Genomic DNA, 23,540 nt, shown 5'->3' with positions numbered 1-23,540 from the left:
AGGGGCAGAACCATGACTCAAGGTGATCCGAACCAGACAGACAAGCAGCGAACCGACGGGAACCGCCTCACCTCCGCGCCATCGGATCCCCGCAGCGGGTACCACTCGGGCAAATTCCCCCAGCAGGAACAGGAACAGCCGGGCCTCACCAAGCCGCTGGATCCGCAACCGGACCATGGCGAGAAGAGCTACGTGGGGCACGGGCGCCTTCAGGGCAAGACCGCCCTCATCACCGGAGGCGACTCCGGCATCGGCGCCGCGGTAGCCATCGCCTACGCGCGAGAGGGTGCCAACGTGGCTATCAGCTACCTGCCGGAGGAAGAGGAAGACGCACAGTCGACGGCGGAATGGATCCGTGAGTGCGGAGCGCAGGTCCTGCTGTTGCCCGGGGATGCGCGGGATGAGGGCTTTGCGGCTGAGATTGTGGAACGAACCGTGCAGGAGCTTGGTGGGCTCAACGTGGTGGTGTTGAACGCGGCCTACCAGAAGAACCGCGAAGGCTTGGAGACCATCCCCACTGAGGAGTTCGACAGGGTCTTCAAGACCAATCTGTATTCCCTCATATGGACCGCGCAGGCAGCCATTCCACATCTCCGTCCGGGTGCCTCGATCATTGTCACGGCATCCATCCAGGCCTTCAATCCTTCCGCGCAATTGATCGACTACGCCATGACCAAGGCAGCCCAAGTGGCTTTCACCAAGGCCATGGCCGAGGAACTCGGTCCCAAGGGCATTCGCGTCAACGCAGTGGCGCCGGGCCCTATCTGGACCCCGTTGATTCCTGCCACCGAATGGCCGGACAAGCTCCCCACCTTCGGGCAGGACACCCCGCTGGGCCGGGCCGGCCAGCCGGCTGAGCTGGCACCTGCCTACGTGCTGCTGGCATCCGACGAAGGATCCTACATGTCAGGCGCCGTCCTTCCCGTCACGGGTGGCAAGGGACTCTGAGCTGCGGCGGGGCGTTTCAATGAGGTTGGGTTTTAAGCAGGGGGACAGCCAATGATCGCTGTGTTGGTGATCGACATGCAGAACGCCTACTTCGAAGACCCTTCTTTGAAGGGGCGTCGGCAGGAAATTGTTGCTGCCTGTAATTCGCTGACCAACGCCGCGCTCCAAGCCGGGTCCAAAGTCCTCCTGGTGGAAACCGTTCACGAACGGGATAAATCCACGTGGAGCCTCAACATGCTTGACGATGATCAGGGCTTCATCTTCAGGGGCAGTGAGCAGGCCGAGTTTGTTCCCGGGCTGCTCACTGCCGATCTTCCACGGTTGATCAAGACCCGGGACAGTGCCTTTTTTGGAACTGATCTTGCGATGCGCCTGAGGAATTGGGGCGTCGACACGGTCATTCTCGCCGGCATTTCTGCCCATAACTGCATTGCCCAAACGGCCGCCGATGCCTTTGCGCACAACATCAAGGCGGTTTACGCAGCCGAGGCCATTGGAACGGAGGATGCAGAGGCTGCCGAGTCAGTGCTGCGGGTTCTTATTCGTGAGTACCGGCAGAACGTGCTGCCCTTGGCCGAGATCTACCGGCTCCTCGAATCAGCTCCGTCAGGGTAGATCTTCCCTTTCAATAGGGATCCACAATTGGCCGCGGCCATGCGTCCGGTCTGGTTCCACCTGAACACTGAGCATTTCCGGTCCCGGCGCCCACCTGTAGGGGTTGGCCGGAAACCATTCCGTGGCGGCGTCTGCCCACATACCCTGCAGGACTTCCGGGAACTTTCCCTCGGTTTCAAAGACCACCCACAGCCCTGCCGGGACCTCAAGGGAATCGAAGCCCGGAGGGGCAGGCTTGGTAGAAGCCACTGCGTGCCAGTAATCCAGTTCGCTTCCCTCGGTGCGCTGTTCTTCCATGTTGTCAGTGACTGACAAGGGCCCGGCCGGATCCGCATCCGCCAACTCGAGCATGCGTGCGGTGACGGCGGGGTCCAGGCCCCGTTGAAACTCGATGATGGCGTGATTGGGTCCTTCGTGGACCAGCGGAACACGGGCTTTCAGTCCGATAAGGCGGAAAGCAGGTTTGTCTTCTATGCGGTGCTTCATGTCGGTATTTCCTTCGACTCGGACGTGGAACCTCAGTTGAGGCTGGGAATGGAGAACCGCTCCCGGCAATCGGGCTTGGGATGGGTTGAGCCCGTGCATGGCCTTGAACGCGCGGGTGAATGCTTCCGCCGATCCGTACCCGTAGCGAAAGGCAACGTCCAGCACAGCCCTGCCCTCCAGGATTTCCGCAGTGGCCGCTGTCAGGCGCCGCCTGCGGATGTACTCGGAGATCGGCAGGCCTGCCAGGGAGGAAAACATCCGCCGGAAGTGGTATTCGGAGGTTAAAGCGGCACGCGCCAAATCTGCCACTTCGATCTCCGCGGTGAGATCCTGCTCGATGAGTTCAATGGCCCGGTTCCAGCCCTGCATCCTGTCTCCATTCTTTTCACCGACGCTACGCGGACCTCCGCTCCAATGCCCCAACAATCCATGCCCGAAAGTATCAGGCCCCGGACAACGCAAGAACCCGGAGCTGCGGTTGCAGTCCTCCGGGTTCTTGGCTGTATTTAGATGTTACGGGCGGCTGGTGCCCGACGCTTCGTCATCCGGTTCGGATGAGAACGGACGATCCCGTGGGGTGTCTTCCGTGTTCTTTTCGTCGAGCTCGGCATCCGCCGAGGGCACTGTCTTTTCTGCGTAGTCACCCTCCGTGTAGTCACCGCCGGCGTCATCCTTCAGGGTTTCCGGTGACGCCCCTGCGTCTCCGTAATCACCTTCGGTGTACTGGCCGTCGAGTTCCTCGCCGTTGGCGTCGCGGTTCTGGTTGTTAGCCATGGTGTGCCTTGCGGCCGGTGACCAGGCCGTAAATCAGCAGCACGATGATTGAGCCGCCGATGGCCAGGAGCCACGTGGTGAGGGAGAAGAATTCCTGGAGGCCGGTGCCGAAGATGAGGCCACCGATCCAACCGCCCAGAAGAGCGCCGACGACGCCCAACAGGAGGGTGATCAGCCAGCCGCCACCTTGGCGGCCGGGAAGAATAAGCTTTGCGATAGCGCCGGCCAAAAGACCGAGCAGAAGAAAACCAAAGAAACCCATTTTTGCTCCTACTTTCTTGTTGATGGAAATTCCATGAACGTGATGAAGCGAGTAAGTTCACCGGGTGCCTGTTCCAAGGTGTAGGCACCGTAATGGGGCCCTGGAGGCCCTATGGAATGTGGGGGAGTGGAACTATTTATGCAACCCCGATGAATTTATGAAATATAGCCAATAAAGCACTCCTGCTGATTGGGTCAGACTCGGTACTACACAAGCAACGCTAGCGGCTCCCGGGGCTAGTAGCAAGTAACCTGACTATTAGTCCGTCCTTGCTTGCAGCCCCGGAATGCCGCGGATTCGCGGACTAGTGACCCTTGAAAGAGTCCGCGACTCCCTTGGCGGCGTCGTTGATCTTCTCCCCGGACTGCTTGAGGTTTGCCCTCGATTGCTCGCCAAGGCCCTCGGCCTGCAGGTCCCTGTCGCCGGTGGTTTCGCCGGTCTTTTCCTTGACCTTGCCAACTGCTTCTTCAGTAGCGTTCTTAATCTTGTCGCCCAGTCCCATGGTTTTCACTCCTCGGGTTGTGATGCGGTTACTTCCTGCGGTTATCCGTTGGTTGGCATAAGAGTTTAGTTGGTAGTTTTATTTCGGCAAATCCGGATTAACTGGTTCGCGGTCAAGGCGCAGGTGACATGGTACGGCCAGCGGGACTACTGTCGAAGGACAAACACCTCGGAAGGAGTGATTGCTGTGAAAGGCAAAGCATTGTTCGCCGTTGGCGTGGCTGTCGGTTACGTGTGGGGATCCAAATCCTGGCCGGAGGTGTATCGCCGCGTGCGGGGAGGCACTGAGAAGCTTTGGAAGAACCCTGAGGTTCAAGAGAACGTCCACCAGGCCACGGAAGCCGTCCAAGAGTCGGTGCCGGACATTTTGGACAACCTGTATGAGGCCGGCAAGAAGCTGATGGAAAAGGCCGAGACCATGTTCCCGGGCATCACGTCCCCGAAGGGCAGCGAACATCCCGGTTCCTCTTCCGACAGCAAGCCCGCCGTTACCAAGCCAACCGTCACCACCGTGCCCACCATCAAGTCGGATGTTGTGTCCGATCCTGCCTTGGATGACACCACGGGAAGCGACTGGACTGACGAGGGCGGCGCCGCGCCGGAAGGACCGGCGACTAATACGCCGCCCCGCCACTAAGTAGCTAGCTGACGCGTTCCACCGCGGTCAAAATCGCCTCGCCCAGTTGCTTGGGTTTGGTGAATTGCGGCCAGTGTCCCGTGGGGAGATCGATATAGTCCACGTCCCGGATCCTGGCGAGTTCCGCCGTGAACGGGTGTCCGGCATCCATCCATTCCTTGAGGAGCGACGAGGGGAACTGGCAGGCGATAATCGTGGCCGGCACGTCGTAGCGCCGGACGTCGCCCAGGTGTTGCTGCTCGACGGCAACACCTTTAGGCTCCGGGATGGCCCGCGCACGGAAGGCTTCCTTCAGTTCATCCGTCAGGTCAACCAGGTCTTCGTCTTCGAACAGTTCCCAAGGCGGCAGCGGGAGGTCGTCGCCGTCGTCGGGCAGTTCATCATTGATGACCCCGCCCTCACCGAGCGGTCCGCTGTCAACGTATACGGCGCGCGCCACTCGGTCAGGGCGGGCATCGGCCACGCCATGGATGATGGCGCCGCCACCTGAGTGGCCCACCAGGACCACCTTGCCGTCCAGGGAATCTACCTTCGCCACTACGGCGTCGATGTGGGTACGGAGGCCGATACCTGCACGTGGTGCATCCACAGACTCCAGCCCTGGCAGCGTCAGCGGATGAACCCTGTGGCCAGCTGCTTTCAGGGGCGGCGTCACCTCCTCCCATGACGACGCGTCCAACCAGAAACCGGGTACAAGGATGATGTCCATGCCGGTACCCTACGGGAGCCCACCGACAGTTTGTAAGAGTGGCTAGTTTCCCTTCGCCAACTTCTCCATTGCCTTGAACAGGACGTTGGCGCGCGACTCGGGAGTGCGGGCTTTAAGTACCTGGAGGATGACGAGGTAACGCCTGGTCTTGCCGAGACGCTGGAAAGCCTCGCGGGCCGCGGGGTCGCGTGCCAGTGCAGCTTCCAGATCTTCCGGCACCTCGGCGTTGGCTTGGGAAACGTAGGCCGCATCCCAACGGCCATCGGCTTTGGCTGCGTCTATTTCCACATATCCGGCCGGACGCATGCGGCCTGCATCTATCAGCGTCTCCGCTTTGCCTACATTCACTTGGGACCACGAACTTCGAGCCCGGCGGCGGGAGTACCTCTGCAGGAAAGTCTTCTCGTCGTAGCCCTTGCGCCGGCCATCGATCCAGCCGAAACAGAGGGCTCCGTCCAGGGCGTCTTGGATCTCAATGAGGCCAGCGCCCGAGTTCTTCTTCCCGATGACCAGCCAGGCTTCGGTCCGGGTGGCATGGTTCTCGGAGAGCCAGTGCTCCCATTCCGGGCCATTGGCGAACCTCAACGGCTCCCCTTGCTCCTGCTCATCTCCCAAAGCCACGCCCGCCCCTCTTGACTACCCAACTGACTCGCAATAGTGGTTGTTTTGGGCGCTCATGACAACCACTATTGCGAGTCAGTTGGGTTTGATGAGGGGGTTGACGCGGATCACGTTCCCGGTCCATAGTTATCGTATACGATTTCGTACTTGATAAATGTTTGATCAGGAGGAGGCGCCGTGACACTGGAGTTCCGGACCCAGGAAGTCAGCCAGGACATGCTGGCCCGGACGCGCAAAGTTATTGCCGTCCACATCAACTACCCCAGCCGCGCGGCCCAGCGTGGGCGCACTCCCGAGCAGCCGTCGTACTTTCTGAAGCCGTCGTCTTCGCTGGCACTTGGATCCGCGGACGCCCCCGGCACCGTTGAGCGCCCAGCCGGTTGTGAACTGCTCGGGTACGAGGGCGAGATCGCCTTGGTCATCGGCAAGTCCGCCCGTCGCGTCGGATTGGACGATGCATGGAGCCACGTCGAATGGGTCACCGCGTCCAACGACCTCGGCGTCTACGATCTCCGGTACGCGGACAAGGGCTCCAACGTTCGGTCCAAGGGTGGCGACGGCTTCACTCCCGTTGGTCCCGCACTGATTCCGGCCGACGCCGTTGACCCCACGCAGTTGAGAATCCGCACGTGGCACAACGGGAACCTCGTCCAGGACGACACCACCGAGGACCTGCTCTTCCCGTTCGCGCAGCTCGTCGCGGACCTTTCCCAGCTGCTCACGCTCGAAGAGGGCGACATCATCCTCACCGGCACCCCCGCCGGCGCCTCCGTGGCCAAGCCGGGTGACGTCGTCGAAATTGAGGTCACCGGCGGTGACTTCAGCAGCGGCCGCCTGGCCACCAAAGTAACGGAAGGTACGACGCCGTTCGCGGACTTTGGTGCCCGGCCCAAGACTGATGACACCCAGCGGGAGGAGGCGTACGGATCGCGCGAAGCGGCGGGCCTGCCAGTCCCGGCCGCCGTCGCCGCTTCGGTGCTGACTCCGGAGATCAAGGCGAAGCTGGAATCCGTCGCTACCGCAACCCTTTCCTCCCAGCTCCGCAAGCGCGGACTGAACAACGTGAGCATCGACGGCCTGCAGGCCACGCGCCCGGAGCGCAAGGTGGTGGGCCTGGCCCGGACCCTGCGTTACGTTCCCAACCGCGAGGACCTGTTCAAGACCCACGGCGGCGGATTCAACGCACAGAAGCGGGCCATCGACTCCGTGAACGAAGGCGAAATCCTGGTGATGGAAGCCCGCGGGGAGAAGGGTACCGGCACGGTCGGCGACATCCTCGCGTTGCGTGCCCAGGTCCGTGGGGCCGCTGCAATCATTACCGACGGCGGCGTCCGCGACTACTCGGCCGTGGCCGACCTGGAAATGCCCACCTACTTCGCCAACCCGCACCCTGCAGTCCTGGGACGCCGGCACATTCCGTGGGACACGGACATCACCATCGCCTGCGGCGGAGCCACCGTGCAGCCCGGGGACATCATCGTGGCCGACTCGGACGGCATCCTGGTGATCCCGCCGGCTATCGCCGTAGAACTGGTGGACGACTGCATCCAGCAGGAAAAGGAAGAGACGTTCATTTTCCAGATGGTCCAGGAAGGCAACAGCGTAGATGGGCTGTATCCGATGAATAAGGAATGGCAGGCACGCTTCCAGGAGTGGCAAAGCCGGCAAGGAGCCCACAGTGACTGAAACCGCCGTCGAAAGCGCCGCCGCCCAAAGCAAGTCCCAGCAGGCCTACGCCGCCGTGAAGGCGCGGATCGTGGAGGGGACGTACACGCCGGGTTACCGGCTGGTGCTCGCCAAAATCGCCGAGGACCTTGGCTTCAGTGTGGTCCCTGTCCGGGAAGCGATCCGCCGGCTGGAGGCCGAAGGGCTGGTGAAGTTCGAGCGGAATGTGGGCGCTACAGTGTCCGGCATCGACCCCACCGAGTACCTGTACACGATGCAGACCCTAAGCATCGTGGAGGGCGCGGCCACCGCGTTGTCCGCACCGCTGATCGATTCGGTTGCCATTGCCCGCGCCCGTGCCGTGAATGAGGAAATGCGTGAGTGCCTGGAGCACTTCGATCCCGTCCGCTTCACCGCGCTGAACCAGGACTTCCACAGCGTCCTTTTTGAACACTGCCCCAACCCGCACATTCTGGACCTCGTGCATCGGGGGTGGAACCGGCTGGCGTCGCTACGCTCGTCGACTTTCCGTTTTGTCCCCGGCCGAGCCCAGGAATCGGTGCGCGAACATGAGGCACTGCTGCGGCTCATCGAGAACGCAGCAGACGCCGACACCATCGAGAAAGCGGCCCGCCAACACCGCGCCGCCACCCTGGACGCCTACCTCGCCCAAGCAAACCCTGATCACTAGTTAGGACTTCAACGATGACGACCTCAGTAGAGACCGCCAAGCATTACATCCCCGAAAACCTGCCGTCCCACATCCAGCACTTCATCAACGGCGAGTTCGTTGACTCCCTGTCCGGCAAGACGTTTGATGTCCTGGACCCTGTATCCAACGGCAACTACGCCACTGCTGCGGCCGGCCAGAAGGAAGACATCGATCTTGCTGTCGCCGCTGCCCGCGAAGCGTTCGTCAACGGTCCGTGGCCGAAGATGAAGCCGCGTGAGCGTGCCCGGGTGTTGAACAAGATCGCTGATGCGGTGGAGGCACAGGAAGCCCGCCTCGCCGAGCTGGAAACGTTCGATACCGGCCTGCCGATCACCCAGGCCAAGGGCCAGGCGCTGCGCGCTGCCGAGAACTTCCGCTTCTTCGCGGACCTGATCGTGGCCCAGTTCGACGACGCCATGAAGGTCCCCGGTTCGCAGATCAACTACGTGAACCGCAAGCCGATCGGCGTTGCGGGCCTGATTACGCCGTGGAACACCCCGTTCATGCTGGAGTCCTGGAAGCTCGCCCCGGCTCTGGCCACCGGCAACACCGTGGTTCTCAAGCCGGCCGAGTTCACGCCGTTGTCCGCGTCTCTCTGGGCGCAGATCTTCAAGGACGCCGGCCTCCCCGACGGTGTGTTCAACCTGGTCAACGGCCTGGGCGAAGAAGCCGGCGATGCTTTGGTGAAGCACCCGGACGTTCCGCTGATCTCCTTCACCGGCGAGACCACCACGGGCCAGACGATCTTCCGCAATGCAGCCGCCAACCTCAAGGGCCTGTCCATGGAGCTCGGCGGCAAGTCCCCGTGCGTCGTGTTCGCCGATGCCGACCTGGACGCAGCCATTGATTCGGCCCTGTTCGGCGTGTTCTCCCTCAACGGGGAACGCTGCACCGCCGGCTCGCGCATCCTGGTGGAACGGGCAGTCTACGACGAATTCTGCGAAAAGTACGCCGCCCGGGCCAAGAACATCGTGGTGGGCGATCCCCACGATCCCAAGACCCAGGTGGGCGCGCTGGTCCACCCCGAGCACTACCAAAAGGTGGCATCGTACGTGGAGATCGGCAAGTCCGAGGGTCGCCTCCTGGCCGGCGGCGGCCGACCCGACCACCTGCCCGAAGGCAACTACATCGCACCTACGGTGTTTGCCGACGTCGCGCCTGATGCCCGGATCTTCCAGGAGGAAATCTTCGGTCCCGTCGTGGCCATCACGCCTTTCGAGAACGACGACGAAGCCCTCGCCTTGGCGAACAACACCAAGTACGGCCTGGCGGCCTACATCTGGACCCAGAACCTGACACGGGCCCACAACTTCTCCCAGAACGTGGAGGCCGGCATGGTGTGGCTCAACAGCCACAACGTCCGCGACCTCCGCACCCCTTTCGGCGGCGTCAAAGCTTCCGGCCTGGGCCACGAGGGCGGCTACCGCTCCATCGACTTCTACACCGACCAGCAGGCCGTGCACATCACGCTCGGCTCAGTCCACACGCCCAAATTCGGCGCCTAAGCTCCCCACATACCCCTTTCAACGAAGAGAGACCATCATGAGCAACCCTTTCACCGGCCCGATCCCAACTCCTACGGTTCCTGCTCCGGACATCGTCCGCTGCGCCTACCTGGAACTCGTGGTCACGGACCTTGAGAAGTCCCGCGCGTTCTACGTGGATCTCCTGGGCCTGCACGTCACCGAAGAAGACGAGAACACCATCTACCTGCGCTCCTTCGAGGAGTTCATCCACCACAACCTGGTCCTCCGCAAGGGCCCCGTTGCTGCCGCTGCAGCATTCGCCTACCGGGTGAAATCCCCGGCCGAGGTGGACGCAGCCGAGGCCTATTACCGCGAACTGGGCTGCCGGGTGGAGCGCCGCAAGGAAGGATTCACCAAGGGTGTTGGCGACTCCGTCCGTGTGGAAGACCCGCTAGGCTTCCCGTACGAGTTCTTCTACGACGTGGAGCACGTGGAACGCCTCACCCAGCGCTACGACCTCTACTCCGCCGGCGAGCTGGTCCGCCTGGACCACTTCAACCAGGTCACCCCGGACGTCCCGCGCGGACGCAAGTACCTGGAGGACCTCGGCTTCCGCGTCTCCGAGGACATCAAGGATTCTGACGGCGTCACGTACGCCGCGTGGATGCACCGCAAGCAGACCGTGCACGACACCGCCCTGACCGGCGGCAACGGTCCCCGCCTGCACCACATCGCGTTCTCCACGCACGAGAAGCACAACATCATCCAGATCTGCGACAAGATGGGCGCCCTCCGCATCTCCGACCGCATCGAACGCGGCCCCGGACGCCACGGTGTGTCCAACGCGTTCTACCTCTACATCCTGGACCCGGACGGCCACCGCGTGGAGATCTACACCCAGGACTACTACACCGGCGACCCCGACAACCCCACCGTCACCTGGGACGTCCACGACAACCAGCGCCGCGACTGGTGGGGCAACCCCGTAGTCCCCTCCTGGTACACCGAGGCCTCCCTGGTCCTGGACTTGGACGGCAACCCGCAGCCCATCATTGAACGCGAGGACAAGTCCGAGATGGCAGTCACGGTCGGCGCCGATGGCTTCTCTTACACCCGTCCCGAGGGTGCATCCGGCGAAGCTGCCGAGGGGTTCAAGCTGGGGGCGCAGGTCTAAACCATGTTGGACGCGAAGACGATCGAAGCCATTGCCGACGAGCTCCTCGAAGCCGGCCGGAACCGCAAACCGGTCCCGCGCCTCACCGCCCGCTACCCCGACATGACGGTGGAGGATTCCTACGCCGTGCAGCAGTTGTGGATGCGGCGGAACGAGGAAGCCGGGCGCACGTTGGTGGGGCGCAAGATCGGCCTCACGTCCAAGGCCATGCAGGCCGCCACGGGCATTACGGAACCGGATTACGGCGCCATTTTCGATGACATGGTCCTGGAGACCGGGTGCTCGGTCGCGTGGGACCAGTACACGCACCCGCGGGTCGAAGTGGAGTTGGCCTTCGTGCTGAAGTCCGCCTTGAAGGGCCCGGGCTGCACCATCTTCGACGTGCTCAACGCGACCGACTACGTTGTTCCGGCCCTCGAGATCCTGGACTCCAGGATCGAAATGGAGGGCCGGACCATCGTGGACACCATCTCGGACAACGCCGCGATGGGCGCCATGGTGGTGGGCGGCCGCCCGGTGCGGCCGGACTCCGTCGACCTCCGCTGGGTCTCTGCGATTCTGTACAAAAACCAGACCGTGGAGGAGACCGGGGTGGCCGCCGGAGTGCTCGATCACCCAGCCAACGGAGTCCATTGGCTGGCCAACAAGATCGCTGCTCACGGAGACTCAATGAAAGCCGGAGATATCATCCTGGCAGGCTCGTTTACACGCCCCCTATGGGTGTACAAAGGTGATACCGTGCACGCGGACTACGGACCGTTGGGAGTTGTGACATGTCACTTCAGCTGAGCCCCACCTTCTATTCGGCCCTCTCCGAGGCCGGCCGTCCGTTGGCTGGAATGTGGGTTTGTTCCGGTAGTCCCCTGGTGGCAGAAATCTGTGCGGGCTCAGGGCTGGACTGGCTGCTGATTGACGCAGAGCACAGCCCCAACGGCTTGGAATCCATCGTGGCGCAGCTTCATGCCGTGAGTGGATACCCGTTGAAAGTCATGGTTCGGCCGCCGGTCAATGACACCGTGGTCATCAAGCAATACCTTGACCTCGGTGTGCAGAACCTGCTGATCCCCATGGTGAACTCAGCCTTCGAGGCAGCCACCGCCGTTGCTGCGGTAAGGTACCCGCCACTCGGGGTCCGGGGAGTTGGTTCGGCTTTGGCCCGCGCGTCGCGTTGGAACCGCGTCCCGGACTACTTGGCCAATGCCTCCGAGTCCATCAGCCTCACGGTCCAAATTGAATCGGAGGCTGCGGCATCGGCGGTGGAGGAGATCCTGGCCGTCGACGGCGTGGACGGCATCTTCCTGGGCCCCTCGGACCTCGCCGCCTCCATGGGGCTGCTGGGACAGCAGGAAAATCCTTTGGTAAGGGCCGTCGTCGAGCACTGCCTCGCCGCCGCCAAAGCAGCGGGCAAGCCTGCCGGCGTGAATGCCTTCAACGAGGCGACAGCCCGCGCCTATCTCGACGCCGGTGCCTCCTTTGTCTTGGTCGGCGCGGACGTTGCTGTGCTCGCCCGGGCTTCCGAGGGCTTTGCCGACAAGTTCATTCCCGTAGCTGAAACGGTTGAGCGCGAAAGCTACTGACTCAGTTGGGTGCGGGCGGGGTGTGCTTGCGGGCCATGTACCATTCGGTGAATTCGCGGGCTCGGCCGTCCTCGGCGAAACGGATCACCCAGAGGTTGTCATAGGTGGGCTCCCCGTTGAGGTACGTGGTCAGGCCCTGCACGAAAGCGGTGTCACCGTCCCGGCCAAGGAGCGTCCACTCGAAGGTCCAGTCCTCGGGTTTGTCCCCAGCATCAGCCCACGCTTTGACGATCTCCTCGTGGCCGTTCCATTGTTTTTCAGTGTTCGGCCTGTCGGAATAGACGGCATCTTCGGTAAAGAGGGCCTTGATGTCCTCAGGGTTGTTCGAGGTCCACGCGCGTAAGTACTGATCCATCCAAGAGTTCACGTCGTTGCTCATTTATCCGTTCTACCCTCCGTGGCTCCGGGGTTCAACGATCGGGCGGTCCTTCCTTCCCAGTTGCCCGGAGGCGCACGCCGGATGGTTGTGCACGGCTCGCGTGATCCCGCGTCGTTCGGGTCCTTGGCTGATGTGACCCGCAGTGCCGGGCGAGCCAACCGGGAGGGAACGCACAGGGTGCGTTGCGAAAGCTAGGCAGTACGGGCGATTCCCCGCGTTGACCGGCGGATGTGGTCCGGAGTGAGTCCGGTCAGCGAGGCAAGCTCCAGGTCATCGCAGACCTGGTTGCGGAGGGCCATCACAATCAGGGCTTCGCGTCGTTCGGTGATCTGGGCCCGATGACGTTCGGCGGCCCTGAGTTCGTCGCTCTTCTGCTTCATTGCTGACAAATGGACGTTGCGCGGGAGCCCGCTCGGGTGGAGATCGTCATAAGCCAAAGCGATGGTCCTGACCGCCTTCATGTTCTCCCCGGTGGCCGCTGAAACAGTGGCGATGGTGAGCCCATCCTCAATCGCCTGCGCCATCAGCTCGTTTCTGGCAGCGGTCAGGGTACGGATGGCGCTCGTTGCGTGGGACAGCAGTTGCCGATGCACGCCGAGGGCATGCGCCAGCTTGGCGTGATCCGTGTGATCCGTGGGCTGCGGACGTAGGGCCTTGGCCCGGTAGGTATATCGTCCGGTGGCCGAGCGGGCTTGGCCTGAAACAGCGGGGGCTGAGCTGGTTTGGGCTGTCATTGGCTCCCTTTCAGTTTCGGAACAGCACTTCTGATCCCTCGAATCTAGGCAGTGTTCACCGGTCCAAGGAAATACCAATACCGCGTGAACCCATAAGCAAAGTGCATGGAAGATGTGCCCCAGAGTGCGTCCATACGCATTCTGTGCGCCGAATGGGTTCCGGAACCCCACAAAGAGATCCGCGTCATAAGAGCCCCTTATAGATCCACGCACATTAGGTCTTATCCACAGGGCGTGCGAATCCCTAGTCTCGAAAAAGGGGATACGCGAATCCGCGCGTCCTGAGTCCCACTTTCCTGGAGGAGACATGTCCGACTACCTGCCGGCGTCGAGGGTCACCCGCATCAAGTCCTCAGCGAGCGTCGCCGCGGCCGCCCGCGTCCGCGAACTTAAAGCTGAAGGCATCCCGATCATCGACCTGACCGTCGGCGAGCCGGACTTCGACACCCCGGACCACATCAAAGAAGCAGCAGTCGCTGCCATCAGAGATGGAGAGACCAAGTACACCTCGGTGACCGGTACGCCGGAGCTCCAGACCGCGATCCTTCGCAAGATCGAAAGCCACACGGGACACCACTACGAGCGGAACCAACTGACCATTGGCGGCGGAGCCAAACAGGTTCTGTACGTAGCCCTGATGGCTTCGCTCAACGAGGGCGATGAGGTGATTGTCCCCGCGCCTTACTGGGTTTCCTACCCGGACATGGTCCTTGCCAACGATGGCACCCCGGTGATCGTCCCGTGCGGCGAAGACACAGGCTTCAAACTCACCCCGGACGCGCTGGAAAAGGCCATCACCCCCAACACAAAATGGCTCATCCTTAACGCCCCTTCCAACCCGACCGGCGCTGTGTACACCAGGGAGGAACTGCAGGCATTGGGCGCGGTCCTTGAGGAGCACCCGCACGTCTTCATCCTCACCGACGAGATCTACGATGAGATCCACTTCGGAGACGGCCGCGTCACCAGCTTGGTCACTGCTGCCCCGGCGCTCAAAGACCGCATCTTGCTGGTCAACGGCGTGTCCAAGGCGTACGCGATGACCGGTTGGCGGCTCGGATACGGCGTGGGACCCGCGCCCCTGATTGCGGCCATGAACAAGCTGCAGTCCCAGACGTCGTCGTGCCCGTCGTCCATCAGCCAAGCCGCCGCAGTGGCGGCGCTGAACGGCGACCAGTCCTTCGTCCGCGACAGCGTGGAGGTGTACCGCAAGCGCCGGGACGCCGCCGTCGAGGGCCTCAACGCCATCAACGGGCTGTCCGTTGCGCCGGCGGAAGGCGCCTTCTACGCGTACGTGAACTGCAGTGGCGTGATCGGCAAGACCGCGCCCGACGGCAAGGTCATCGAGAACGACCAAGATTTCACCCTTTACCTGTTGGACGCTGCCCGCGTGGCCGTCATCCAGGGTTCGGCCTACGGCCTGGGCCCGTACTTCCGGATCTCCTTCGCCACCTCGCTGGAGACCATCAACGCCGGCGTGGACTCCATCAGCGATGCCGTCAACGCACTCAACTAGCCTCCCCAAAAACTGAAGGAACCCGAAAATGATCCACGTCAAGACCAAGTTCGAGCGCCCCGAGGCTGACGTCGTCAGCCGCCTCGCGGCCTTCTCTTCCGCAACCATCCACGAAGCACAGGGCCGCCGCGGCGCCCTGAGCTCCAGGATCAAGCCGATCGACCGCTCCATGTCCTTCTGCGGCCCTGCCGTCACGGTCGCCTGCGCACCGCAGGACAACCTCATGCTCCAGGTGGCCATCCACTACGCCCAGGCAGGCGACGTCGTCCTGGTCGGAGCGCAGGAGATGGCCGAAGCCGGCACGTTCGGCGACGTCTTGGGCAATGCCATGAAGGCCAAGGGCATCGCCGCCATGGTCACCGATTCAGGCGTGCGCGACACCCAGGACCTGATTGAGCTGGGACTGCCCGTCTTCTCCGGCAGCGTCAGCATCAAGGGCACAGTCAAGGAAACCCTCGGTCCGATCAACCACCCGATCGTTTTCGGTGACGAAATCATTTACCCGGGCGATATCCTCCGTGGTGACGCTGACGGCGTGGTGGTGGTCCGCCGCGAGGAGGCCGAGGAAGTCATCGCACTGTCCCAGGCTCGCGATGACCACGAGCGCGAACTCATCAAGCTCTACCACGACGGCGGAAACACCATTGAGCTCTGCGGGCTGACGGAGAAGCTCAAGGAGAAAGGCCTCCTGGTCGAAGACTGATCGCTGTTCCGGGGGCCGGTGGCACGTCTTTGAAGGACGCTGAGGCCGGCCCCTTTGGTGTGCTGTTTTGACTGGTGTGCTGTTTTGACGGCAGACCGGCTGCATCCAGGTGGTATCCAGGCACAGAAAAGGCGCCCTGCGGTGGCAGGACGCCTTGGATGGTGCAGCTGAGGGGGTGAAGTACGACGGCGTGTGGCCGGGTTGCGCGGGCCGCCCGGTTCCGGGACCGGTCAGTCGAGTCCAGAGTGCCCCGGACGCGTGTCCACTAGATGCCATTCGATGCTGCTGCCGGCGTGGGCGGGCATGAGGCTCCCCTCGAAGACAAACAGGGGTTCGCCTATGCCGCCTATCGGACGCCAAAAGCCATTCCGTGGGCAGTGAAATCCGGTTCGTGCGCTGATCGTTCCGCGGGTTGGATTTGAAACCCATCCGGCCGTGCTGATCTTTTTCACCGTTGTTTCCTTTGAACGTGCCCGCGGAATCCGTGAGCTGCTTTCGAATTTCTTGATAATTCGATATTAGGAAATTAAATCGGTTGTGAATAAGACCAAAGCTGTCTGTCCGGATAAGGGATTGTTATGGATGGGCCGGCAGTTGCACGGGGTCCGTCCCGTATTTGCTGATCAGCTGTTGGTGCAGCATCTCCTTGACGACCATGAGCACGGCCGACGCGGCCTCTGACAGTGGCTCGTGGTCAGGGGTGCAGAGTGCGATCTTGCTCTGGAGCCCAGGCTCAACGATCCGCAACACTTTGAAGTCCTGGTCGGGGAAGAGGGCATCTGCGGCCGATTTCGGCAGGACGGTGCCACCCAGGTTGGCGCGGATGAGCCGGGTCAGTGAAGGCACCGATTCCACTTCGCCCACCAGCCGGAGCGGCAGATTTTGGTCCGCCAAGCCCTTCTCGATGAGCTGTCGGAGTGTGTGGTTCTTTTCCGGAAGGAACAGGCCCACCGTGCTCGCTTCCGCGAGCGTAATCGTGTCCTTGCCGTGCTCGATGTCCACGTCAGGGTGAACCACAAGATGGAGATCCTCCACGATCATGGTGGTGAACTGAACGCCGCGGATCTTTCCAGGCTCGTAGATGAGCGCCATATCGAGGCGGCCGTTCTTGATGGCCTCGCTCAACACGCCACCAAAAATCTCTGTCAGGTGCACCACGATATCCGGGTAGCGGCGGCCTACTTCCCTGATGATCTGGGGCGTCAGGCTTGAAGCCATGCTGTAGGGCGCGATCGCAATGGAGACCCGGCCGGAGGGAGCAGCTCCGGAGGTGGCCACGTCCTGCCGGGCTTGTTCCACCAGCCGCAGGATCGATTGCGCGTGGCGGTAGAGGGTGTGCCCGGCCGCTGTCGGTTCAACGCCCTGCTTGCTGCGGATCAGGAGGCGCTGCTTGAGGTCGTTCTCCAGTGCTGACACCTGCTGGCTGAGGGCGGGCTGGGCCACGTGCAGCGCGGCCGCAGCCTTGGTGATGCTGCCTGAATCAACGATCTGCACGAAGTATGAGAGTTTGCGCGTATCCATGGGTCTGCCTTCCTGGAGGGCCACGTCCCCGGGTGGCATGCGTAAGGGAAATTCTATCCGGGCACCACTGGGACCCAAGACACAGTACAGGGTGGTGCAGGTCATAACGGAGAGCTATCACGGGATAGCTATTAGGTCTTTGTGCAACGTGGTTGACCGGTGCGAGACTTCTAGAAAGAACTTCAGGCAACGCTTTGGTTTCCAGAAGCGACTGCCATTCTCCGGGAATTCAACTAATCGTCCGGCGACTATTTGTTGCATTTCCAGCCCCGAATGCGAAACCACGGAAAGAGAACCACGTGACGTCCACAATTGATCTTGTAGCGGATCTCGGAGAGGGATTTGGCGCCTACACCATTGGCGACGATTCCGAGCTCCTGGAGATCGTCTCAAGCGCCAATATCGCATGTGGGTTCCACGCCGGTGATCCGGACATCATGGCGGCCACCGTTGCAGAATGCGTTCGCCGCGGCGTGGGCATCGGAGCGCACCCGAGCTTCCCCGACTTGCGTGGGTTTGGTCGGCGCGACATGGGCCTCTCTGCCAGCGAGGTACAGAACGACGTGCTTTACCAGCTGGGTGCACTGAACGGCTTCGCCGCTTTCCACGGCACTAAGGTCACGCACCTCGCGCCGCACGGACGGCTCGGCAACCTCGTGGCTGTCCGCGCCGACTACGCCCAGGCTGTGGCTGACGCCGCAGCCCGCGTCGACAACGAACTCATTGTTGTCGCCCAGGACGGCGAACTCGCCACCGCCGCTCGGAAAGCAGGGCTGGATGTCGCAATCGTCGGCATCGTGGACAGGGCGTACCAGGAAGACGGCACGCTGCTTCCCCGCAGCCAGTCCGGCGCAGTGCTGCACGATCCCACAGAGATCGTGGACCGCACGCTGCGCATGGTGGTTGACGGAAAGATCCGTTGCGCCACCGGCGTCGACATTAATATCGACGTCGATACGCTGCTCCTCCACGGGGACAACCCCGGTGCTGTTGAGCTGGCTCGGCAGATCCGTTCGGAACTCATCTCCGCTGGCGTCCGCATCGCCCCGCTGGCTGAGGTCATGGATGCCAAGAGGAAGGCGGCCTGACATGTCGGTCCTGGCAGTGGCTCCCACCGAAGTCCACGAATCCGGAGACTCCGCGCTTCGCGTCGTCGCCATTTCTGAAGCCCGTGAAGACAACTGGCTGACAGTCCACCGATTGGCTGACTGGCTGGAAAGCTGCGGTGCCGAGGGTCTCCAGGGCGCGGTTCCTACGTATGACTCCGTGCTGGTGGAGTTCGATCCCATCCTGGTTTCGGCCCGTCAAGTGCGCGCCTTCGTCAAGCTCGGGCTTCTGGAACTCGGCCACGCCGGCGATGTTACGCAGGCGCCTCGGGAATTCGACGTTCCGGTGGTTTATGGGGGCGACTACGGTCCCGACCTGGAACGCGTTGCACAGCATCAGGGGATTGACCTCGAAGAAGTCATCCGCCTCCACACCGAAAAGACCTACACCGTGCGCTGTCTGGGTGCCCCCGCGGGTTCGCCCATGATGGACGGTCCCGCGTTCCCCAAGCCTGTACCCCGCCTCAAGGATCCCCGGCTCAGTGTGCCTGCGGGTGCGGTGGCAGTAGCCGGACGCCAGGCAGTCATCGCGCCGGCAGCCGCTCCCGGAGGGTGGTGCGTGATCGGTCAGACGCCGCTGTCAGTCCTCAATATCCGCCGCGAACCGCTGGTCCCCTACAAGCCGGGCGACATCCTGCGGTTCCGGCAGATCCGCTCCGAAGACTTCCACGAGTTCGTGGGCATGGAACTGGAACCCATGGAATTGGAGCCCCTGCCGTGAGCGGCGAGATCCTGATCCAGCAGCCCGGCAACTCGGTTGTCACGGACCTTGGCAGGTTCCGCGGACCCCGCTTTGGACTTCCAGTCAACGGTGCCTTGGACCAATACTCGGCCCGCGCTGCAAACATTTTGGCCGGAAATCTGGACAACCATCCCCTCCTGGAGATCACGGCCCTCGACTTCCGGATGAAAGCGAACAGCGACGTCCTGATCGCCGTTACAGGTGCTCCGCTCACGCTGACAGTCGGTGGACGCCCCTGCAGCCAGTGGGAACCCGTATCTGTCAGGGCAGGCGAATCCGTGTCCATCCGGGGAATCCACCGTGGGCTCCGTGCCTACCTGGCCATCCACGGCTCCATCGAGGCAGGGACACTGCTTGGCAGCGCAGCCCCGGACACCGTGGTGGGCTTCGGACTTCAGCTTCAGGAAGGAACCACGCTCCTTAGCCGGCGCAGCGTAAGTCCTGTACGCCAGCCGTACTTCGACCTTCCCCTCTTCCGGCTGGGCCTTGAACGCCCAAGCATGGGAACAGACCTTTCGGTCGATGTGACCGACGGCCCGGACGTCGCAGAGTTTGGCGAATCCGGTGAATTGCTCTTCACCTCGGAGTATGTCGTAAGCGGCCGTAGCAACCACATTGGCCTGCGGCTCGGCGGAGAACTTCCGGAAAGAACCTCAAGCGGTGAGGTCCTTTCCCGCGGCGTGCCAGTGGGCGCCGTCGAGGTTCCCTCAAGGGAAGAACTGCTGGTACTGCACCGGGGACGCGGCGTCACCGCCGGGTACCCGGTCCTTGCAGTAGTCACCAGCACCGGACTGGATGTCCTGGCCCAAGCAAGGCCAGGGGACAAGGTCCGTTTTCGGAAAACCACAGTGGCAGAAGCAACTGCCGCCCATAGGCGGTCGCGGGCCCAACTTGAGAACCTCCGCGAATCCGTCAACACCGTCTTCGGACTCCTTGGCATCGGATGCCGTCCCCAGTGGCAGGACCTACCAGTTGCGGCATGCAGCTAAAACCCTGTCGTCATACCAGTAGGCGTTGCTACGCTCATCTCAGTAAGGAAAAGTCATGACCGCAAGCACCAACGCTGCACCAGTGCAGCATGAGCGGCTCACGAGCCGCCAAACCCGCAAGGTTGTCACCGCAGGTTGTGTTGGCATCTTCGTGGAACTGTACGACAACGGCATTTTCGCCTTCATGGCGGGAACGCTGGCTCTCGTCTTCCTGGCCCCGGGCAACCCGGACAACGCCTTGCTCTTCGTGTTCGCCGGATACGCGGTCTCGTTCTTCGTCCGCCCGCTCGGCGCAGTGGTTTGTGGCTACCTCGGAGACCGGATCGGCAGGCAAAAGCTCCTGGTCTTCGTCATCCTCCTGATCAGTGTTGCCACCGCCGGTATCGGTCTGCTGCCCCCTTATGCAGCCATCGGCATCGCGGCTCCGATCCTCCTGGTCCTCATGCGGCTCCTCCAGGGCTTCTCCGTTGGCGGCGAGGCTGCCGGCGCCATGACCTTCCTTGCTGAGCACGCCCCGGAAGGCAAGCGTGGCATCATCACCTCCTACGCGCAGATCGCCTCCTTCGCAGCACTGCTCACGGGTACCTTGGTAGCCTTCTCCATGTCGCCCTGGCTCACCCAAGCAGCTATCGACGGCGGTGGCTTCGGCTCCTTCGCATGGCGTATCCCGTTCCTGGTGGCCATCCCCATGGGCATCATCGGTTGGTACATCCGCAAGGCCATAAGCGACACCCCCAACTTCGAGAAGCTGAAGGAAGAGGGCGGTCTCTCCAAGAACCCGCTCAAGGAAGCCTTCCAGTCCAAGGAACACCGCCGCGCCATGCTCCTGGCTCTCTTCATCCCGCTGATGAATGGCTCCGGCTACTACGTCCTCTTCTCCTACATGCCCACGTTCCTTAAGGGCAAGCAGCTGAACTTCACCATCGGCGAAGCCCTCCTGGTGACGGCCTGCAGCCTGGTTGTCATCTGCATCGCCATCCCGTTCATGGGCGCCCTGTCCGATCGCGTCGGCCGCAAGAAGGTCATTGCCGGTTCCGCGATCGCCATGGCCATCCTGGGCATCCCGTCCTACGCCCTCATCGCCACCGGCGAAATGGGCCTGGCCATCCTCGGCGCCTGCATCATGGCCATCGTCTTCGCCGGCCACACCGCAGTGATCCACATCCTGATCGTCGAGCTGTTCCCCACCCGCGTCCGTTATTCCGCATACGGCCTCGGCTACAACATCTCCTCGGCCCTGTTCGGCGGCACCGCCCCGCTGCTCATGACCTGGCTGATAGGCAGTACCGGCAACATCTACATGCCTGCGTTCTACGCAGTGGTCACCGCCCTCGGCACACTGATCGCTGTCAGCACGGTCAAGGACCGGGCGCACGAACCACTGCGCGACGCCTAACCCCCACCCGCTGCGGCATACCTGCGGCCAGTGCGCCGGGCTTCCGGGTCCGGCGCACTGAGCCCCACCGATCCCCACCTTTTGGAGGACCCAATGACTTTTTCCGATTACACCACCGCCCTCGTCACCGGAGCCTCAACCGGTATGGGTGCAGCCATCGCCGAGCGCCTCTCCAAGCGCGGACTGACGGTTCACGCCGTGGCCCGCAACGAGGAACGCCTCGCCGAGTTGGCCGACCGCACCGGAGCCGTCCCGCACGTAGTGGACCTGACGGACACGGCCGCGCTGGCCGCCGTCGTAAATGACCTCCAGGTGGACGTTCTGGTGAACTGCGCTGGCGTTTCCCGCCCGGGCAACATCCTGGATTCCTCCGAAGCCGACATCGACGAACTGGTGGACGTAAACCTTCGCGGCCTGCTGCAGCTCACGCGCCTGGTGCTGCCAGGCATGGTGGAACGCGACCTCGGCCACGTCATCAACATCAGCTCGATCGCCGGCACCTACAACTTCTACGGCCACACGGTTTACCACGCCACCAAGGCCGCCGTGCACCAGATCTCCCGCCAGCTCCGCAACGACACCGTGGGCAAGCGCATCCGCGTCACCGAGATCTGCCCGGGCCGTGTGGAAACCGAGATCTTCGGCCGCAACATGGGCGGCACGCCCGAGGCCATGCAAGAGGCCTGGCAGACCTACTACGAGGGCTACGAGTCGCTGACCACGGATGACATCGTCAACGCCTTGGACTACGCCATCGAAACGCCGCGGCACGTGAATGTGGGCATGCTCGAACTTATGCCGACGTTTCAGGTGCCCGGTGGGCTGACGTTCGACCGGCGCTAACGCCTTCAGTTCAGGCGCCCCAAAAGTTCCGGTGACACACACTCCCGTCACCGGATATATAGGCTGGCGGCCGCGTTGATCGCGGCCGCCAGCACCCGTATAAGTGCTGTTTACTACTCGAAAGCCACAGCCGATGAGAAGGGCACTGTGCCTCGCCGACCGGAAAGACTGGGATGCCGAGGACTTTGATAACCACGACGAATACTGGCAGGAGCCACGGCGGCAGCAGTTGGTCTGCCTGGCATGTGGGGGCAAGGCAATGTTTCGCTCGGCAGGGGCCGGCCGGAAGGCGACATTCAGTGCGCGGCACACCCCCGACTGCCGCCTGAATTCCCGCACATGGACTGTGTTCCGGTACCTGCAGTGATAAAGCGCCCGACGCCGGGTGGTTCAGTCTTCGTCGAGCGTTTCGGTTAGGTGGTGCGTGGGGATGCGGTCGCGGTCATACGTGATCTCCGTGTAGCCGTGCGGTTGCGGGCGGCCATCGGGCCCGAGGTTCACGAAGACGATTTCCTCGATGGTCAGGATCGCCTCCCGTGTGATCATATTGCGGACCTCGGCGCGCATGGTCAGGGACGTGCGACCGAAGCGCTTCGCGGTAAGCCCCATCTCCACCAAGTCGCCCTGGACTGCGGAGCTCACAAAGTTGATCTCGGAAATGTACTTGGTCACGGCGCGGCCGTTGCCCAATTGGAGGATGGCGTAGATCGCGGCCTCTTCATCGATCCACTTCAGCAGGCTTCCACCAAAGAGTGTGCCGTTGGCGTTAAGGTCCTCGGGCCGCACCCATTTACGGGTGCGAAAGGTGATGTCTGCTTTTTCCATAATCCGAGATTATCGAACTGGGGCAACCTTCGCTTGATGTTGCGGCGCCGCGCCAGACCAGTCCCCTCCGCTAGGCCATTGCCGTGTGCGAAGCACTGTGTGAATCGAGCCGCTTGGAGTAGCAATACGATTCGTTGATACCTATGTACGGGCCGAAGTTCGGCACAGGAGCAAAACCGGCACTTTCGTAGAAGCTCCGGCCATCTGACTGTGCCGATCCGGCCTCCGCTGCAATCACAGTGAACCCGTGGGAATGAGCCTGGGCCTCGAGCGCTGCCAGGATGGAGCTCGCCACTCCCGATCCCCGGGCATAGGGGACCACGTACAGCCTTTTGATTTCGGCCGTGTTCTCATCCAGCATGCGGAGCCCGCCACATCCCAGCGGCTGTCCTGAGCATTTCTCGTAAGCCACCACGAAGACCGCAGTGTCGGCTTCCGACGGTGGAGGGCCGGGCTCATGGTCCGTGCTTCCGAAGCGTGAATCCAGTTCTGCCTGCTGTGCGGCGCGGAGGTCTGCGCCCACGGGGTTGGCCCACGTGACCTGCCGAATGTTGAGCCGTGGGTTCGTCTGCATTTGTGCCTCAATTCGCCGGGTTTCGTCGGAGGTGTCTATGCGTCTTAAGCCTAGGGAGCTGTGGT

At 62.4% G+C, this 23,540-nt stretch carries 27 protein-coding genes; 16 read left to right on the top strand and 11 right to left on the bottom strand.

Features of this window, described 5'->3' with window-relative positions; translation table 11 throughout:
* Positions 1–12: 12 nt before the first annotated feature.
* Positions 13–948: an SDR family oxidoreductase gene (locus ARUE_RS20365; RefSeq protein WP_014923139.1), complete on the top strand. Its 936-nt coding sequence runs from the start codon at positions 13–15 to the stop codon at positions 946–948.
* A 51-nt stretch (positions 949–999) separates the two neighbouring features.
* Positions 1,000–1,563: a cysteine hydrolase family protein gene (locus ARUE_RS20360; protein ID WP_014923138.1), complete on the top strand. Its 564-nt coding sequence runs from the start codon at positions 1,000–1,002 to the stop codon at positions 1,561–1,563.
* On the opposite strand, the gene ARUE_RS20355 is transcribed toward ARUE_RS20360, so the two are convergent.
* From ARUE_RS20355 to ARUE_RS20340, 4 genes are all read right to left on the bottom strand, one after another.
* Positions 1,555–2,418 carry an AraC family transcriptional regulator gene (locus tag ARUE_RS20355; protein WP_014923137.1) on the bottom strand — a complete coding sequence of 288 codons (864 nt, stop codon included), beginning with the start codon at positions 2,416–2,418 and terminating at the stop codon, positions 1,555–1,557. The two genes, ARUE_RS20360 and ARUE_RS20355, sit on opposite strands and share 9 nt — an antisense overlap.
* 144 nt (positions 2,419–2,562) lie before the next feature.
* Positions 2,563–2,823 carry a hypothetical protein gene (locus ARUE_RS20350; RefSeq protein WP_014923136.1) on the bottom strand — a complete coding sequence of 87 codons (261 nt, stop codon included), beginning with the start codon at positions 2,821–2,823 and terminating at the stop codon, positions 2,563–2,565.
* Complete coding sequence (locus ARUE_RS20345; protein WP_011776522.1) at positions 2,816–3,085, bottom strand: GlsB/YeaQ/YmgE family stress response membrane protein; 270 nt, start codon at positions 3,083–3,085, stop codon at positions 2,816–2,818. The genes ARUE_RS20350 and ARUE_RS20345 overlap by 8 nt, the downstream gene beginning before the upstream one ends.
* 304 nt (positions 3,086–3,389) lie before the next feature.
* The gene (locus ARUE_RS20340; RefSeq protein ID WP_043470816.1) at positions 3,390–3,587 is read right to left on the bottom strand and encodes a CsbD family protein; all 198 of its coding nucleotides are present in this window, start codon (positions 3,585–3,587) and stop codon (positions 3,390–3,392) included.
* A 186-nt stretch (positions 3,588–3,773) separates the two neighbouring features.
* On the opposite strand from ARUE_RS20340, the gene ARUE_RS20335 reads away from it, so the two are divergent.
* Positions 3,774–4,223: a hypothetical protein gene (locus ARUE_RS20335; protein WP_043470813.1), complete on the top strand. Its 450-nt coding sequence runs from the start codon at positions 3,774–3,776 to the stop codon at positions 4,221–4,223.
* Positions 4,224–4,227: 4 nt separating this feature from the next.
* Here the strand turns inward: ARUE_RS20335 and ARUE_RS20330 are convergent, their stop codons facing one another.
* Together ARUE_RS20330 and ARUE_RS20325 are read right to left on the bottom strand one after the other, a co-directional pair.
* The gene (locus ARUE_RS20330) at positions 4,228–4,932 is read right to left on the bottom strand and encodes an alpha/beta fold hydrolase (RefSeq protein WP_014923133.1); all 705 of its coding nucleotides are present in this window, start codon (positions 4,930–4,932) and stop codon (positions 4,228–4,230) included.
* 42 nt (positions 4,933–4,974) lie between these two features.
* Positions 4,975–5,553: a YdeI/OmpD-associated family protein gene (locus ARUE_RS20325; RefSeq protein WP_014923132.1), complete on the bottom strand. Its 579-nt coding sequence runs from the start codon at positions 5,551–5,553 to the stop codon at positions 4,975–4,977.
* 216 nt (positions 5,554–5,769) lie between these two features.
* On the opposite strand from ARUE_RS20325, the gene ARUE_RS20320 reads away from it, so the two are divergent.
* Genes ARUE_RS20320 through ARUE_RS20295 form a run of 6 tightly spaced genes read left to right on the top strand, consistent with a single transcriptional unit; the run spans position 5,770 to position 12,147 of the window.
* Positions 5,770–7,239 (top strand): fumarylacetoacetate hydrolase family protein, encoded by a 1,470-nt coding sequence (locus tag ARUE_RS20320; protein ID WP_051025134.1) that lies wholly within the window; start codon positions 5,770–5,772, stop codon positions 7,237–7,239.
* Positions 7,232–7,909 carry a GntR family transcriptional regulator gene (locus ARUE_RS20315; RefSeq protein WP_011776516.1) on the top strand — a complete coding sequence of 226 codons (678 nt, stop codon included), beginning with the start codon at positions 7,232–7,234 and terminating at the stop codon, positions 7,907–7,909. The genes ARUE_RS20320 and ARUE_RS20315 overlap by 8 nt, the downstream gene beginning before the upstream one ends.
* Before the next feature lie 14 nt (positions 7,910–7,923).
* Entirely contained in the window at positions 7,924–9,435 is a 1,512-nt protein-coding gene (gene hpaE, locus ARUE_RS20310; RefSeq protein WP_014923130.1) for a 5-carboxymethyl-2-hydroxymuconate semialdehyde dehydrogenase, read from the top strand.
* A gap of 37 nt (positions 9,436–9,472) precedes the next feature.
* Positions 9,473–10,570 carry a 3,4-dihydroxyphenylacetate 2,3-dioxygenase gene (hpaD, locus tag ARUE_RS20305; RefSeq protein WP_014923129.1) on the top strand — a complete coding sequence of 366 codons (1,098 nt, stop codon included), beginning with the start codon at positions 9,473–9,475 and terminating at the stop codon, positions 10,568–10,570.
* A 3-nt stretch (positions 10,571–10,573) separates the two neighbouring features.
* Complete coding sequence (gene hpaH / locus ARUE_RS20300) at positions 10,574–11,359, top strand: 2-oxo-hept-4-ene-1,7-dioate hydratase (protein ID WP_014923128.1); 786 nt, start codon at positions 10,574–10,576, stop codon at positions 11,357–11,359.
* Entirely contained in the window at positions 11,344–12,147 is an 804-nt protein-coding gene (locus ARUE_RS20295) for an HpcH/HpaI aldolase family protein (RefSeq protein ID WP_011776513.1), read from the top strand. The genes hpaH and ARUE_RS20295 overlap by 16 nt, the downstream gene beginning before the upstream one ends.
* A 1-nt stretch (position 12,148) precedes the next feature.
* Here ARUE_RS20295 and ARUE_RS20290 read toward each other — a convergent pair whose 3' ends face one another.
* On the bottom strand, positions 12,149–12,526 hold the full coding sequence (locus ARUE_RS20290; RefSeq protein WP_014923127.1) for a nuclear transport factor 2 family protein: 378 nt from the start codon (positions 12,524–12,526) through the stop codon (positions 12,149–12,151).
* 191 nt (positions 12,527–12,717) lie between these two features.
* A complete protein-coding gene (locus ARUE_RS24840; RefSeq protein ID WP_286139862.1) occupies positions 12,718–13,260 on the bottom strand; it encodes a hypothetical protein in 543 nt (180 codons plus the stop codon).
* A gap of 307 nt (positions 13,261–13,567) precedes the next feature.
* Here ARUE_RS24840 and ARUE_RS20280 point away from each other — a divergent pair, with 307 nt between their 5' ends.
* Positions 13,568–14,776: an aspartate transaminase gene (locus tag ARUE_RS20280; RefSeq protein WP_014923125.1), complete on the top strand. Its 1,209-nt coding sequence runs from the start codon at positions 13,568–13,570 to the stop codon at positions 14,774–14,776.
* 28 nt (positions 14,777–14,804) lie between these two features.
* Entirely contained in the window at positions 14,805–15,479 is a 675-nt protein-coding gene (locus ARUE_RS20275) for a 4-carboxy-4-hydroxy-2-oxoadipate aldolase/oxaloacetate decarboxylase (RefSeq protein ID WP_011776509.1), read from the top strand.
* A 576-nt stretch (positions 15,480–16,055) separates the two neighbouring features.
* Here ARUE_RS20275 and ARUE_RS20270 read toward each other — a convergent pair.
* Positions 16,056–17,000 carry a LysR substrate-binding domain-containing protein gene (locus ARUE_RS20270; RefSeq protein ID WP_043470810.1) on the bottom strand — a complete coding sequence of 315 codons (945 nt, stop codon included), beginning with the start codon at positions 16,998–17,000 and terminating at the stop codon, positions 16,056–16,058.
* Between the two features lie 299 nt (positions 17,001–17,299).
* Here ARUE_RS20270 and ARUE_RS20265 point away from each other — a divergent pair, with 299 nt between their 5' ends.
* The 5 genes from ARUE_RS20265 (at position 17,300) to ARUE_RS20245 (ending at position 22,076) form a co-directional block, all read left to right on the top strand.
* Positions 17,300–18,088, top strand: coding sequence for a LamB/YcsF family protein (locus tag ARUE_RS20265; protein ID WP_014923122.1), 789 nt, complete (start codon positions 17,300–17,302; stop codon positions 18,086–18,088).
* Position 18,089: 1 nt separating this feature from the next.
* Positions 18,090–18,827: a 5-oxoprolinase subunit B family protein gene (locus ARUE_RS20260; RefSeq protein WP_011776505.1), complete on the top strand. Its 738-nt coding sequence runs from the start codon at positions 18,090–18,092 to the stop codon at positions 18,825–18,827.
* Positions 18,824–19,837, top strand: coding sequence for a 5-oxoprolinase subunit C family protein (locus ARUE_RS20255; protein ID WP_014923121.1), 1,014 nt, complete (start codon positions 18,824–18,826; stop codon positions 19,835–19,837). The genes ARUE_RS20260 and ARUE_RS20255 overlap by 4 nt, the downstream gene beginning before the upstream one ends.
* A gap of 55 nt (positions 19,838–19,892) precedes the next feature.
* Positions 19,893–21,233 carry an MFS transporter gene (locus ARUE_RS20250; RefSeq protein ID WP_014923120.1) on the top strand — a complete coding sequence of 447 codons (1,341 nt, stop codon included), beginning with the start codon at positions 19,893–19,895 and terminating at the stop codon, positions 21,231–21,233.
* 93 nt (positions 21,234–21,326) lie between these two features.
* Complete coding sequence (locus ARUE_RS20245; RefSeq protein ID WP_043470808.1) at positions 21,327–22,076, top strand: SDR family oxidoreductase; 750 nt, start codon at positions 21,327–21,329, stop codon at positions 22,074–22,076.
* A 390-nt stretch (positions 22,077–22,466) separates the two neighbouring features.
* Here ARUE_RS20245 and ARUE_RS20235 read toward each other — a convergent pair whose 3' ends face one another.
* Together ARUE_RS20235 and ARUE_RS20230 are read right to left on the bottom strand one after the other, a co-directional pair.
* On the bottom strand, positions 22,467–22,901 hold the full coding sequence (locus tag ARUE_RS20235; protein ID WP_011776502.1) for an acyl-CoA thioesterase: 435 nt from the start codon (positions 22,899–22,901) through the stop codon (positions 22,467–22,469).
* Positions 22,902–22,971: 70 nt separating this feature from the next.
* Complete coding sequence (locus tag ARUE_RS20230) at positions 22,972–23,475, bottom strand: GNAT family N-acetyltransferase (RefSeq protein ID WP_014923117.1); 504 nt, start codon at positions 23,473–23,475, stop codon at positions 22,972–22,974.
* Between the last annotated feature and the right edge of the window lie 65 nt (positions 23,476–23,540).

Source organism: Arthrobacter sp. Rue61a, assembly GCF_000294695.2.
GTDB classification, from domain to species: domain Bacteria; phylum Actinomycetota; class Actinomycetes; order Actinomycetales; family Micrococcaceae; genus Arthrobacter; species Arthrobacter aurescens_A.
Note: the sequence above shows the minus strand (reverse complement) of the source record. Positions and strands in the feature narration are given on the sequence as shown.